The sequence below is a fragment of the Granulicella aggregans genome, assembly GCF_014203275.1.
Lineage (GTDB): Bacteria > Acidobacteriota > Terriglobia > Terriglobales > Acidobacteriaceae > Edaphobacter.
The window spans coordinates 723,040-737,204 of sequence record NZ_JACHIP010000001.1 but is presented as its reverse complement, the minus strand read 5'-3'; the positions used below and the strand labels follow the sequence as shown (position 1 = coordinate 737,204).

Here is a 14,165-nt window from a genome sequence, read left to right as displayed (position 1 = left end):
AGCCGGGGAACCTTGCGCCGGCCTTGCCCGTTCGACGGAACGGCTAGCGCCCGACCTGTGCCGCACCGGCCATCAACTGGGAGTGCAGATTGGCCAATTGCTGCGACTGGTGCGTGATGGAATCAACGAGGCCCTCAAAGAAGATGCCCTCGGCAATCGTTGTCCAGCCCGGCTGATGAATGAACTTCAACAGCGTCTCGAACGAATCGTCCGCAGGAAGTGCAGCGACGGCACGTCGCATGTCAGTGACTTTCTTATCGAAGCGTTTGATATGCTCCGCCGCTACTCCGTGTGTTGCAGTTGCAGTCGTCATGGTGATTCTCCAATCATGGCGTGCATTCGCACGTCCCTATCTAGTGATTGCATGCCCCGGGGCGTGTCGCGATAGTCCCGATTTATTTGCATGAGGAACGTTACCGTGGGCCTGGACTGTAAGATCAGGGAATGCCGATTTCCGCTGAAGAACGCGCACAAAAGATCAAAGTCATCGTGTTCGATGTAGATGGCGTCTTGACCGACGGCCAGATCTTCGTCCTTCCTGAAAGCTCCAGCGCCGACGCCAAAGGCATCGAGTTCAAGGGCTTCGCCGCCCACGACGGCCTGGGCATCTCGCTCGCCCGGCTCGGCGGCCTTCGCATCGGCATTATTACCAAGCGCCGCTCCCGCACAGTAGCCATTCGAGCCAATGATCTCAAGGTCGAGTTCATCTACCAGGGACAGGCGCACAAGCTCGCTGCCGCGGAAGAGATCGTTGCCAAAACAGGCACCACGATGGAAGAGCTCGCCTATGTGGGCGATGATATCGTCGATTTCCCCGTTATGCGGATCTGCGGTCTCGCTATTGCGACCGCGAACGCAAGGCCGCAGGTGAAGGCGATGGCCCACTACGTCACGCCGAACGGCGGAGGTCATGGGGCCGGGCGCGATGCAATCGATTTCATCCTTGCGGCGCAAGGTTCGCTGGATCGCGTGATCGAAGAGTATCTTGACGCAGAAAATCCTGCTGCCGCTGCCGCGGATGTCGGTAACGGCGGCATGTAGCTGTGGATCGTTCGGCGAATAAAGTACGAAGACCCGCGCTACAATAGCGCATGGAAACTCAAGCCAGTCTCGCCTGGGCGCATCCGGTCGTGTCGGAGTGGTTCCTCGCGAAGTTCGGCTCTCCCACCGAACCGCAGATCGAAGGCTGGCCCAGCATCGTCAGCGGCGATCCGACTCTGATCTCCGCGCCAACCGGTTCAGGCAAGACGCTGGCGGCGTTTCTAGTCGCCATTGATACCCTACTGCGGCAGGCAATCGACGGCGCTCTCCCGCCGCAGACGCAGGTCATTTACATTTCGCCCCTGAAGGCGCTCTCGAACGACGTGCAGAAGAACCTCGAACTGCCGCTGCGTGAGATTCAGGAGCTTGCCATGCAGCGCGGCTTTCTCTGCCCGGAGATTCGCACTGGCGTACGCACTGGCGACACGCCTACGAAGGATCGTGCCGCGATGCTGCGCACTCCGCCGCACATCCTGGTGACGACGCCGGAGTCGCTCTACCTTCTTCTGACGGCGGGCAAGTCGCGAGAACATCTGCGCCATGTCCGTACCGTCATCGTCGATGAGATTCATGCCATCGCGGACGACAAGCGTGGCGCGCATCTGGCGCTCTCGCTGGAGCGGCTGGACGCGTTGATAATGGGCGAAAACAGGCTCTCTCCTGGCGCGCACCTCACAGGGCGGAGCACGCCACCGCAACGCATCGGCATCTCCGCGACGCAGAATCCCATTGAGCTGGTCGCGCAGTTTCTTGTCGGATGCGATGCGTCGCGCAGGCCGGCGAAGATCATTCAGGTCGGACAGCATCGGCATCTCGATCTTGCGATCGAGGTCCCGAGTGACGAGCTTAGCTCGGTTACGACGAACGGCATGTGGAGCGAGATCTTCGACAAGCTCGCTGCCCACGCCAATAATCACCGCTCCACGCTGGTCTTCGTTAACACGCGCCGGTTGGTGGAGAAGATCGCCTTCTCGCTGGCTGAACGGCTTGGCGCTGAACATGTGGCAGCGCACCACGGCTCGCTCTCGCGCGACCTCCGGCTCGATGCCGAGCAACGCCTTAAAGCCGGCGAGATCAAGATCCTTGTTGCAACAGCGTCGCTGGAACTCGGCATCGACATCGGTGACATCGATCTCGTCTGCCAGATCAACAGTACGCGGGCAGTTGCGGTGGCGATGCAGCGCGTGGGGCGGGCGGGCCACTGGCGCGGAGCGATTCCCAAGGGTCGTCTTTTCGCGACCACCCGCGACGATCTTCTGGAGCAGGCCGCGCTCATCGGAAAGATGCGCGCGGGTGAGTTGGACAGACTCGAGATTCCTGAGCAGCCCATCGATGTGCTGATGCAGCAGATCGTCGCCTGCTGCGGGGCTGAATCATGGGAAGAGGACACTCTCTTCGACGTCATGCGGCGAGCGTATCCGTACCGCAACCTTACTCGTGAGCTCTTCGACGAGATCGTAACGCTGCTGAATACAGGCATCGAAGCGAGTCGCGGCCGCTATGGAGCATACCTGTTGCGCGATGGCGTTCAGCATCAGCTTCACCCGCGTCGTGGCGCGCGCATGACCGCCATAGCGAACGGCGGAGCGATCCCCGACACGGCTTTGTTCAATGTCATATTGCAACCGGAAGGGGTACAAATTGCCACGCTCGACGAGCACTTCGCCGTCGACTCGTCACCCGGAGACGTGGTTCTGCTAGGCAATACAAGCTGGCGCATCCAGCGTGTAGAGGCCGCTGGCCGCGTTCTTGTCGAAGACGCACATGGCGCTCCTCCCAACTTGCCCTTCTGGTTCGGTGAGGCCCCGCAACGCACGGCAGTTCTTTGCGATGGCGTGGGCGAACTTCGCGAGAAGATCTCTGCGATGACGCTGAATGTGCCGCCCGGCTTTATCTCGCCCGCACAGCCGGAGGTCGCGGTGGCCATCGATTGGCTCCAGGAACAATGCGGCGTCTGCGGCAGCGGCGCGCTGCAACTTGTCGCCTACATCGTCACTGGCCGTGCGGTATTGGGCGCGGTTCCGTCAAAGACCACCATCATCGCCGAACGCTTCTTCGACGAAGGTGGAGGAATGCAGTTGATCCTGCACGCTCCCTTTGGCGGACGTATCAACAAGGCATGGGGCCTTGCGCTGCGCAAGCGCTTCTGCCGGGGCTTCAACTTCGAGCTACAGGCAGCGGCGACAGATAACGGCATCAACATCTCACTCGCCGAGCAGCATAGCTTTCCGCTCGCGGATGTCTTCCAGTTCCTCACTGAACATACGGCAAAGGAGCTGCTGGAGCAGGCCGCGATCGCATCGCCCATCTTCAAGACGCGCTGGCGCTGGGCGGCCGGCCGTTCGCTGCAACTGCTGCGCATGTCGAAGGGCAAGCGCATCGCTCCGCAGGTGCAGCGCACGCGATCTGAAGACCTCTTGGCAAGTGTCTTTCCCCAGGCTGCGGCGTGTTTCGAGACGATCGTCGGCGACATTCAGATTCCCGCGCACCCACTGGTCGACGAGGTAATGAAAGACGTGCTGCAGGAAGCGATGGACCTCGAGGGTCTGATCGAAGTACTGAAGGGGATCAAGGATGGGAGCATCCGCTGCCTCGCCGTCGACACGCCCGTTCCATCGCAGTTCGCGCATGAGCTCCTGAATGCGAATCCCTATGCGTATCTCGACGAAGCTGGTCTTGAAGAGCGTCGCGCTCGTGCGGTCTCGCTGGGGCGTGGCGTTCCAGACAGCATTTTGCAGGAGGCTGGGCGGCTGGACCAGGCGGCCATCGACACAGTGCGTCGCGAATGCTGGCCCGACCTCCGGGACGAACACGAGTTGCATGATCTGCTGCAGTCCGTGGTCGCTCTGCCTCTGTCGATCTTGGATCGACCAGAGACACGTCACTGGCCCGTCTTCTACGAACGATTGGTGCATGCTGGCAGAGCCTCGACCATGGATTGCGCCGGTGCGCCGTGCTGGATCGCGACCGAGCGTATCGCGGATGTTGGCGTCTTATGGGGTGATTCGGAAAAAGCTCCTGCAGCAGTTACAAAAGAATCCGCACTGAAGCAATGCACTCAAGGCTGGTTACAAATTCTTGGACCAGTCACGGCAGCAGCGTTCGATTCGTTCTTACGAGTCGGAGCGGCAGACGTCTTCAAGGCGTTTCTCGCCATGGAGATGCAGGGGCTATTGATGCGCGGCGTCTTTGAGAACACAAAGACCGAAGAAGATCACGCTATCGAGTGGTGTGAGCGCCGCATCCTGCAGCGGATTCATCGGCTCACCATGGGGACGAAACGCAAACAGATTGAAGCGGTCGCACCCGGAGTCTACATGGACTGGCTGTTGCGCTGGCAGCATCTCGCGCCGCAGACGCAGCTTACGGGTGAGGAAGGCGTGCTCGATGCGCTGCGTCAGCTCGAGGGCTTCGAAGCACCAGCCGTCGAGTGGGAACGGACTCTGCTTCCCGCGCGCGTCGCCGGATACGATCCCCGGTGGCTCGATGCGCTGTGCCTTTCGGGGGCAGTGGGATGGGGAAGGATCTCGCCGCATCCGGCGTGGTCCGAAGGCGATGGCGCCGCGCCACGCCGCGTGATTCCGACCAATGCCGCTCCAATCACCTTCTATGTTCGCGAGACCGCCGATTGGCTGCCGTATGCTCTCGCAGAGCAATGCGTCGAAGAGTCGAAACTTGCCGCTGCGCTCAGCCCGGAGGCGCTGCAGGTGCGCGGCCTCTTACAGCAACGCGGTGCGTGTTTCGCCAACGATATGCAGCGAATCTCCGAGCTGACACGCCCGCAGACGCAGCAGGCGCTGTGGGAGTTGGCAACTGCAGGACTTGCGGCTGCCGATGGCTTCGACCAGTTGCGCGCGATGATGGACCCGCGCCGTAAACACGTCGCAAGCTCATCCGAAAAGAAGACGCGCAGCTCGGCGGGCCGCTGGTCGCTTCTCTGCGAGGAAGTTCATACGGATCCTACCCGAGCAGAGCAGGCCCGTCGCACCGATCTGGCGCATGAGTCCGCTGCGAAGATGTTGCTGGCTCGTTACGGTGTGCTCTTTCGCGATCTGCTCCTGCGCGAATCGAACGCTCCGAAATGGCGTGACCTGTTGGGAATTCTGCGCCGCCTGGAGGCGCGCGGCGAGGTTCGCGGCGGCCGTTTTGTCAGCGGATTCGGCGGCGAACAGTTTGCGCTGCCCGGGGCCGTTGAGTCGTTGCGTCTCTCCCGCCACGTTACAGACGCCGATATCGTCGTTGCGGCAGCGGATCCGATGAATCTTGCCGGAATCGCCGTCCCCGGCGAACGCGTTTCCTCCGTACCCGGCAAGTCTGTTGTCTATCGCAACGGCGCTGTCGTGTGCGACGAGGGCACCCGTCCTACCGTAAGACCCAGCCTGCCGCGACGGTCTGTCATCTTCTCCGGCGAACTACCACCCTTACCGAAGCCCCCTGCAGAACAGACTCTTCCGGGATTGTTCTCTCTATGAGCGATCCCGAAAGACTCACTTCGAAGGCTGCCGATCCGGACCCTACGGAGCTGTCGCCCGAAGATTTTTACTTCGAAGGCCCGTACATGGTCTTTACTGCGGCCTATCACTTGAAGCGCGGATACTGCTGCAACTCCGATTGCCGCCACTGCCCCTACAAGTAACGAAAAGTTAGCGGGCAGGCTCGACAGGTGTACTGGCCGGTGGAAGTGCCGAAACGAGGCTGCTATGCGCTATCCGGCTGTCGCGCAATGATTTGGCGACCATGAGCAGATTCACGACGCGCGGATCTCTCACGTAGCGTGCAAGATCGTAGTCCTTTGCCATCTCGGCCTGTACATTGAAGCCGGCCTCAGCCGCAGTCTCGAGGGAGTGCAGCATCTCCGGTTCGTTGTGCAGCCGCGCATAGACCTTCGCCATCTGGAAGCAGAAGTTGGCGCGGTCGCCGGTTGTAATCATATGCAGCGACGAGCCGTTCGAGGCGGTCCGCTGAAAGATATCCGGGTCGAGCTTGAGCGCCATTGTCAGCTCCGATTTAGCTGACGACACATCCTTCGCTTCAATGTAGGCGATGCCTAGATTGGAGTGCGAGACGGCGGATTTCTTGTTCAGCTTGATGGCGTGCTTGTAGCTGCGAATGGCGGCTGGAAAGTCATGATCGATAAACTGTACGGCACCGAGGTTGTTCCAAGATTGCGGGTCGCCACGCTTCACCTTAACGGCCTGCTGGAAAAAAGCCCGCGCGATAGGCTCATTTCCCATTTCGAGCTGCGTGACGCCGATTTTGTTCAGGAGAGCCCCAGGCTCTCCCCCACGCTTCAACGCATAGCCGTAGTAGTCGAGAGCGTCTTCGAGGAAACGGCGAATTCGCAGCAGATCACCCTGCATCTCGAGGTCCGCGACGTTGGCGGTTGACGGGTTGGGCAGATGCGGTTCGACCATCTTCCACTCCGGAGTGGAGTGACTAATCGCGCGAGCGGCATCGTCAGATCCGCGCGAAGACACAGGAATGCCGGTCTGGCCTGACAAAGGAATGGAAAACGCGAGGAGGGATAAAACGGAGAAGAGACGGATTGGTAGCGTACGCATCATGAGAGTCCCCCAAGGGAAACTTGGGGAGGATTCTGCGCCCGCGTAACGCGAGTGTCAAGTGGCTATTGTGCCGGGGGCGTTACCTGTCCTGCGGTATTGGGAACTCCGGTTGGTGCAGCCGTGGGAGCGGGCGGTACCGTTGCATTCGGTTTTATCAACAAGGCGGTACGCGGAAAGGTAAAGCTGCCGCCCGCGTCGTCGATCACGTTGACCTGGCAGATGTAGTTGCCGGGGGCCAATTGTGCAAGCGCGACGTCGAACTGGAACTCCACGGCGTTGCGGTCGGCGACGTTCACTGCCTTCGCTTCGACCAGAGGCGTCTCGTACACTTTCAGGCCGCCTGAAAGAAATTCAATGCTGGTGAAGACGTGTACTGGTCCGGTTTCGCGCCGCGTCAGGCCCTTGGGAGTGGGCGCGGCTGCAGTCGGCGCGCCTGCCTTGACCCGCGTCGGATCGTAGACCTCGTAAAGAAAATAGAGATGCTGATCCGGCCGGAAGACATGCGCAAGGTTCGGAATGAACTCGAAGCCGTCGCGAATCAGCGGACTTACGGCCCGCTTGTCGGTGTTCGGCGTGCGTTGGCTGGCTAACACAACTGAACTCAGCTTAATCGGAACCTTCTTTAGATCGGGAACCTGGAGGTCGGTCTCGAAGCTGCCCATGGCTCCAGTCTGGTTCTCGCGGACAACGAACTTCAGGTGATACCGTCCGGGAGCGAGTCTGAAGCCGGTGGAGTACTGAATGTTCTTCCGCTGCACTTGCTGAGCCTGGTCAAGTGCAAGCTTCACCGTCTCCCGAGCATTGCCGACGATGATGCCTTGCGCATTCTTTACCTGTCCGATGATGTCGAGCGTCGCCTTATCGCGGTCGCCATTCTTGATGAAGGGAATCTGCGAGCCCGGTACGATCAGCGAGACGGGAACGAAGAACTCGTTGTTCTCCACGCGGAAGTAGAGCGCCTGCAGGTAGAGGGAAACATCGGTCGCCGGCAGATCACTATGAAGCTGCTCCGTCAGTTGAAGCTCGCGGTCTTCCGTCTTAGCGTGCTGGAAGTCGGCCTGGGCATAGTATCCGGGCCGGTAGTCGAGCTTCGCGTCCTTTAGGTCAGGACGGTTGAGCTTTATCGTCAGATGTCGAAAGCGGCCGTCTTTAGCGGCATCGGTCGAACGAAAGCCAAGGATGTAGTACGCCTCGGTGTCGTGCTGGATCTGTTGGAAGGCGGGAGCGAAGTCGTTGGAGTCAAGGAAGGCTTTACCGCCGGTATCGACGGCGAGTGTGGCCAGAGTCTCTTGCGAGGCGAAGTTTCCAGAGAGGCCGCTCTGCACTGCCGCACCGCTGTAGGCAGCCGTGCCGCGCAAACTTCCGGTAGAGGCGTTGCCGACCGGAGGGATGGCTTCGAGCCCTCGCGAGTCTACGCTGTAGATGGCCATGTTGGCCTTCACCGCCTCGTTGGTGGCTGCGCGCATGGATGCCTGGTTCTCAATTCCATTGCGCGTTAGGCCGCCGGAGAAGTAGAGCAGGCTCTTGCGCTGGTCGACGTGTCCTAGAGAGCGGGCGATGTCACGAATTGCGTAGAGCTCGCGATCGGTGTTCAGGCTGTTGTACTCGGTGTCGTCCGCGGTGTAGCTGGAGGCGTCGTCGGCAGTGCCGTCGGAGGAGCCAGTCGCTCCATTTGCAAAGCCGCCGCCTTCGGAGCCGTTGTAGCGGCCCACGCCGTGAAGCAGCGTGGTCTTATCAGCGGTAAAGTCCTGATCGACTTTCAGCGTCGTGTCAAGACTGACCAGCGCGACAAGGTCCGCAGGCTGCATCTTCTTGTTAACGTAGTCCTTGGCTGCGTCGACGGCGCGGTCGATGTCTTCCGGTTGCATGCTGCTCAGATCGAAGAACATTACGATCAGACGGTGATCGCGAAGGGCATCCGTATTGGCAGCAAAGTTGTTATTCAGCATGTCGGCAATCGTGGCTTTGCCGGCGACCGTTCCTTTCTCTTTGAGAGCTACCGCTTCATCGGCGTTTTGGTAGTCGAAGCTGGCAACCTTCTGCGACTTATTGTTTTCAAGGATGATGAAATCGGAGGCCTTCAACCCCTTCACCACCTCTCCGGTCTTCTTGTCTCTCACGACGACGTTCGTTAGAACGATGTTGGACTCAACCTTCATGGTGAAGGTTCCGGAACCGGACGACTGCTGCGCTGCCCCTGCGATGGGCGAGAGGGAAAGCGATGCGAGGAGCATTGTCGCAGCGAGTCTGCGCGAGTGAAGGACTAGAGGCATGATCGGCGTCTTCATTAGAACCGGTACCTCGCAATGAAGGTCAGCGAGCGCGTCGAGGCTACCGACGAGACTTGTCCGAAGGTTGGCGAGTTCAGCGTCGTGTTGATGCCCGAGTATTGAATCGTGTTGAAGACATTGTTCGCCTGCAGCCGCGCCTCGAAGCTTCGCGTGCTGCCTAGTTGCAGCGTTCGTGAAAGCGAGGAATTTACGGAGACGACACCGGGCCCTTCGATCGAGTTACGCGATGCGTTGCCGTAAGCGCCGGTGGCCGGGGCGGAGAAGGCCGCCGGATTGAACCAGCTCGAAAACGTCTTCGAGCCTGAGATGGGCACAGCGAAGTTGCGGTCGGCACGCTGCGAGCTTGAGACGCCCGTGGCAATCTCCTGCACCGTATTCACGAAGTTCGGCGTGTAGTAACTTCCGGTCTGGAAGGCATAGTTACCGCTGACCGAAAAGCCGTCGAGCGCCTTGGACCAGAAGCCGCCGGCTGCGAGGAAGGCGCGATTAGGGCCGAAGGGAAGCTCGAGAACCCAGTTGCCGCTAACCTGGTGGCGAATGTCGAAAGAACTGTTGGCCTCCTCTGCTCTGAGGTTGGCGGGGTCCTGCGCGACGACCGAGCCGCTACCGCCGATCGAGGACGCGTCGTCGATCGAGTGTCCATAGAGATAGCTTGCCTGAAGAGAGATGCCCTTCTGCATCCGCTTGCGCACGTTAATCGAAAGCCCGTTGAAGCGCGAATAGCCCAGCGAATCTTCGTAGTTGAACGCCGCCACCTCTGGATTGAGCAGCCCGAACGCGGTGCGGTTCGGCGCACGCAGGATGTCCAGTCCGCCACCCTTCGATCCGTTGTAGCCAATGTTCGCGACGATCTGCAGAGGCAGAGTCTTCTGGATGTCCACGTTCCACACCTGGACGTGGCCCAGGCGATAGTCCTTGTTGGCGGAGAAGTTGTTCTGCACCGTCGCATTCGAACAGCCGAAGGCGTTGGACAGGGCGAGTGCCCCGCAACCTTGTGAGTCCGCGATGTTGGTCTGCGTAATCGCGAAGGCGGGCTGCGTGCCCGCCGGAGAGGGCTGAGATGCCAGCTGTGATGCGATCGTAGCGTACTGGCCGGTGTTGAAGTTGATGCCATAGCCGCCGCGCACCACCATCTGCTTTGTCAGCGCGGGCAGGAAGGTCTCCGGCGCACGGTACGCAAAGCCCAGCCGGGGCGAGTAAAGATTGCGATCTGGGTTGACCAGCGAGCGTGGGAAGTTGCCGCTGTAGGAACCCTTCTGGCTTGGCAGGATGGCGGCGACGGCGGTGAAGTCGGCGTTGTGGTCGAGATTCACGAGGTGGTTGAATTTTTCAACGTACGGCGAGAAGTATTCATACCGCAGGCCAAAGTTCAGCGTCAGACTTGGCAGCGCGCGCCAGTCGTCCTGGGCGTACCAGTCGAATACATTGGCGCGCAGATACGTCTTGAAGGCGCTCGCCTGAATCTTCGATTGCTGCGGCAGGCCAAGCAGGAAGTCGGCGAAGCCGGAACCGGTAGGCGTCGTGGGGCAAGTGGCGGTATCAGTCGCAACGCACTGCGTGGCGTAGCCGGAGAACGTCAGCGTGCCGAGAGCATTCGTGCCGCCGATAGAGTCCGCATGGACGCGGCGAATATCGAAGCCGAAGCGCATGTTGTGCTTCTTGTGATTCCACGCGACGAAGTCCGAAAAAGAGATCGTCTGGTTTACCTTGTCGCTCGGACTCGGGGTGGAGATGCCTGTGAAGCCAGTGAACGAGAGCGACGGCAGGCCGTAGTAGATGCCCGGGTCTGCGCCGATCACCGGCTTCGGAATGCTCAGTCCAACATTGTCTATGGGATCGGTCGCCTTGTTGGTGAAGTAGTTCGTGGAGAACGCGTGGGAGCGGTTCCAGTTCAGCGATGCGTTGTTACGCAGGCGTCCGTAGCTGATGGTGTAGCCAGCGGTGACACCGTAGCTGTCGCTGGAACTGGAGCCGCCAAAGGGGAGAAAGATGCTACGGCTGTCGCTTGCGGAGTGGCTGTAGCTGCCGTTGAAGTTGATGTTCTGCGTGATCGTTGGAGGGCCGTTAGAGTTGCCGCCGTTGCGGCGTCCGCCTCCACCGCTACCACCAAATCCGGCGAAGGGGTTCGAGGCGTTCTGGCCGAAGTTGCGCACGTAGCGCAGCGAGGCCGTATCGCGGTTTGCACCTGCGTTCGTGATCGTCTGGTAGTTGTAGTTCTGCGTTCCAACGTTGGTGATGTTGGGCGAAGGGTAGTAGGCGAGCAGGTTCTTGACTGTCGAGCTCAATCGTCCGTTCGGGATCGTGTCGTTCGCGAACGGCTGGCCGGTCTGCGGATCATAGACAGCGATGCCGAGAGCGGAGAAATCAGGGTTGTTTGCGATTGGGCCGTTCGGCGTCGCTCTTCCTGTCTCGACGTCTGTCGGAACTGTTCCATAGAAGTTCTCCGGCGTGATATTCCGCTGTCCCGTCACGCTGAGAAAGAAGAACTGCTTACTGCTCGCCTTCATGATGTGCGGGATTGATGGTGACCCCGAAAGCGTGATGCCGAAGCTGTTCTGCGCGCCGCCAAGGTTAGGCGTGGGCGCTCCGGTCAGCGAGTAAGGAACTGCGTTCAGTCCGTTATAAGCACCCTGGTAGTAGATGGTCCCGTGGGGCTGGCTGGGGTTGAAGTTACGGAACCCTCCCCCGCCGCCGCGACCACCTCTGCCACCTCCCCCGCCGGGGCCGCCAAAACCGCCAGGGCCACCGCCCGACATGATGCCGCCCAGCATCCCGGCGACCGCGTTCATCACATCGCCATTCGCTCCACCCTGGCGTTGCGCCTGTTGCATCGCATCCTGAATTCGCTGCCGGATGTCGTCTTCGCTCACGCCCGCGAGGCCATTGGTTTGCCCCACGGCTCCCGACACGGTCACGGAGTCGCTTCCCGCAGCGTCGCCCGTGGCGGCGGAGGGAAGCGCGGCACCGGCGTTCCCGGTTCCGCTACTGGCGTCGGCAGTGTCGAGCTTGCCGCGCTGAACGTTCAAGCTCTGAAGCCCCCGCGTGATCGCACCGCTGACGGTTGCGGTCTGCGACTCTTCTGCTGCCTGCCGGGACGCCAGTTGCATCCCGAAGTCGGCAACCTGTGCGGGCTTGCCGCCGTTCAATCCGTCGGCATTGATCAATGTCTCCTGTGTGACGGAAGCGAACGCCGCAAGCTCGGCGCGAAGGACGTAGCGGCCGTTCCTCGGGATCGACATCGAAAACGCGCCCGTGATGTCTGTGGTGGTCGCATATTTCTTCCCGGTGAGGGTATTGGTAGCTGTCACAGCGACGCCGGGAAGCGGAATCGTCCCACTCTTCACCGTCCCTGAGATGGTCCCGCCTTGAGCGGCGGCTGGTTTTGGTGGTGCCGCTTCAGCGGTCGCGAGAGTGGCGGGTGTCTGCGCGATCCCCATCGCTGCAAAGCCTGGCACACACAAGAGAATGACGCCAGCCATGGTCGAGGACAACACACTCCGGCGACCTTTCAAGAAAGACCTTTTACGGGATGATCGCATCAGTGAGGGTCGGCCCCTGGAGGCGCCTGTTCGGTAGCGTTCCCTGATCCCTCCGGACGCTTGCGGCGCGCCATCGAAGCTGCGTCGATCACGGTAAGCTGCGTGGGAACGAAGACTCCGCTCTTCAGCACTCCCGGTCCGATTACCGTGTCGCCAACCTTTACGTCGGCGAGCGTGATGCTCTCGCCGCCTGAACTAGGTCCTCCGGGTCGAACAGAGCTGTCGCCGCCGCCCGCTGCGAAGGCGTCAGCGCTTCCATCGCCGCGCATCGCCATGCCTGCTCTGCGACCGCCGCGCTTGAACGACGTTCCTTCGTCCACAGTGATCTTCTGCGTGACCCCATCCTGGCGATGGATCGTCAGCTCAAGCTCGTCGATCGCCGTCACCTTGCCGCTGATGTAGGTCTTGCCCATGTCCTCGCGCATCTTCTTCACCTGCGCGGCATCGACGACGAAGACAGCTGCGGCGTGGATCGTCTTGGCCTGCGCGTCCAGCACACCCATCGCTCCAAGCCCGTCGCCAACGTGGATGTCGGCAAACTTCACGGGCTGTCGTTCCTTCATCAGGCGCGTGTTTGTGGTCACGGCGACCTGGAAAATATCGCCTGCATCGGTCTTGACCGAGAGATGGTCCCCGGCGACGGCGGTCACGGTTCCACGCACCATGCGCCCCTGGGCGCCCATGGCAACCGCCCCATCGTCGGGCGGTCCCTGTTGCGCTCGCAGCGTCGGTACCCCCAGCAGCAGCGCCAAAGCGATTACGGCCACGCAGGATGATTTCGATGCGAAGCCGCCTTGGGGAACTCTCCCCGTCTTCGTGAAGCGGATCTGATCTCTGGTTTGCATTGTGCTTGCTTTCCTATGCCTCTGTAGACGTTTGGAGCGAGTGAAAGACTCCCTCCGGGTTGCATCGCTCTGCCAATTAGTTCCCGACCCGGTGGCCTGACAATTGCCCGCTCGGAAGTCGGGACGGCTGGTAAACTCCGGCAATGCACGATGTTGCGAAGCACTCCCATGTCGAAGGCCACTTCCAGTCCACTGAAACTGTTCGAGATGTGGTCATCGGACTCTCGGATGGATTGACGGTACCATTCGCCCTCGCTGCCGGACTCTCCGGCGCGGTCGCCTCCTCGCACATCGTCGTGCTCGCCGGACTCGCCGAGATCGCTGCCGGCTCGATCGCAATGGGCCTCGGAGGCTACCTCGCCGCCCGCGGAGACGTGGAGCACTACGCCTCCGAGCGGAAGCGCGAGGAACGCGAGATCGTCGAGCGCGTTCACGATGAAGAAGAGGAGATCTACGAGATCTTCGAACAGTATTCGGTCGACCGCGAGGCTGCCGCGCCCGTCCTCGAAGCCCTCAAACGCAATCCGAAAGCCTGGGTCGATTTCATGATGCGGTTCGAGCTCGGACTTGAGGAACCGGCGGCGAACCGTGCCTATCGTTCCGCCCTGACCATCTCCGCGTCTTATATTGCAGGTGGATTTGTGCCGCTGCTTCCGTATATGTTTGTCGGCAGCAATACCGTTGCACTGGAGTTCTCCGTCCTGATCACCCTGCTCGCCCTCGCGCTCTTTGGCGCTCTAAAGGGGAGGCTGGTTGGAACGGGAGCCCTGCGGAGCGCACTGCAGACCGTCAGTATCGGCGGAGTTGCGGCGGCTGCGGCGTATGGGTTGGCGCGGTTATTAAATTCTGTCCACTGAAATTGAAATTTGCAGGATAATTTTGAGG

At 60.6% G+C, this 14,165-nt stretch carries 9 protein-coding genes; 4 read left to right on the top strand and 5 right to left on the bottom strand.

Annotated features, from left to right (window positions below; genetic code table 11):
- Positions 1-43: 43 nt before the first annotated feature.
- On the bottom strand, positions 44-313 hold the full coding sequence (locus HDF16_RS03130) for a hypothetical protein (protein ID WP_184213680.1): 270 nt from the start codon (positions 311-313) through the stop codon (positions 44-46).
- 131 nt (positions 314-444) lie between these two features.
- On the opposite strand from HDF16_RS03130, the gene HDF16_RS03125 reads away from it, so the two are divergent.
- From HDF16_RS03125 to HDF16_RS03115, 3 genes are read left to right on the top strand one after another with little or no spacing between them, the layout of a single operon-like run.
- A complete protein-coding gene (locus HDF16_RS03125; RefSeq protein ID WP_184213679.1) occupies positions 445-1,041 on the top strand; it encodes a KdsC family phosphatase in 597 nt (198 codons plus the stop codon).
- A gap of 50 nt (positions 1,042-1,091) precedes the next feature.
- Positions 1,092-5,513: a DEAD/DEAH box helicase gene (locus tag HDF16_RS03120; RefSeq protein WP_184213678.1), complete on the top strand. Its 4,422-nt coding sequence runs from the start codon at positions 1,092-1,094 to the stop codon at positions 5,511-5,513.
- Complete coding sequence (locus tag HDF16_RS03115) at positions 5,510-5,677, top strand: DUF5522 domain-containing protein (protein WP_184213677.1); 168 nt, start codon at positions 5,510-5,512, stop codon at positions 5,675-5,677. Before HDF16_RS03120 ends, HDF16_RS03115 begins: the two co-directional genes overlap by 4 nt.
- Positions 5,678-5,684: 7 nt before the next feature.
- On the opposite strand, the gene HDF16_RS03110 is transcribed toward HDF16_RS03115, so the two are convergent.
- From HDF16_RS03110 to HDF16_RS03095, 4 genes are all read right to left on the bottom strand, one after another.
- The gene (locus HDF16_RS03110; protein ID WP_184213676.1) at positions 5,685-6,605 is read right to left on the bottom strand and encodes a tetratricopeptide repeat protein; all 921 of its coding nucleotides are present in this window, start codon (positions 6,603-6,605) and stop codon (positions 5,685-5,687) included.
- A 62-nt stretch (positions 6,606-6,667) separates the two neighbouring features.
- On the bottom strand, positions 6,668-8,893 hold the full coding sequence (locus tag HDF16_RS03105; protein ID WP_246408612.1) for a VWA domain-containing protein: 2,226 nt from the start codon (positions 8,891-8,893) through the stop codon (positions 6,668-6,670).
- Positions 8,893-12,390 carry a carboxypeptidase-like regulatory domain-containing protein gene (locus tag HDF16_RS03100; RefSeq protein ID WP_432432233.1) on the bottom strand — a complete coding sequence of 1,166 codons (3,498 nt, stop codon included), beginning with the start codon at positions 12,388-12,390 and terminating at the stop codon, positions 8,893-8,895. Before HDF16_RS03100 ends, HDF16_RS03105 begins: the two co-directional genes overlap by 1 nt.
- Positions 12,391-12,434: 44 nt before the next feature.
- Entirely contained in the window at positions 12,435-13,280 is an 846-nt protein-coding gene (locus tag HDF16_RS03095) for a hypothetical protein (RefSeq protein WP_184213674.1), read from the bottom strand.
- 143 nt (positions 13,281-13,423) lie between these two features.
- Between HDF16_RS03095 and HDF16_RS03090 the strand changes: the two genes are divergently transcribed.
- Complete coding sequence (locus HDF16_RS03090) at positions 13,424-14,137, top strand: VIT1/CCC1 transporter family protein (RefSeq protein ID WP_184213673.1); 714 nt, start codon at positions 13,424-13,426, stop codon at positions 14,135-14,137.
- Positions 14,138-14,165: the final 28 nt, after the last annotated feature.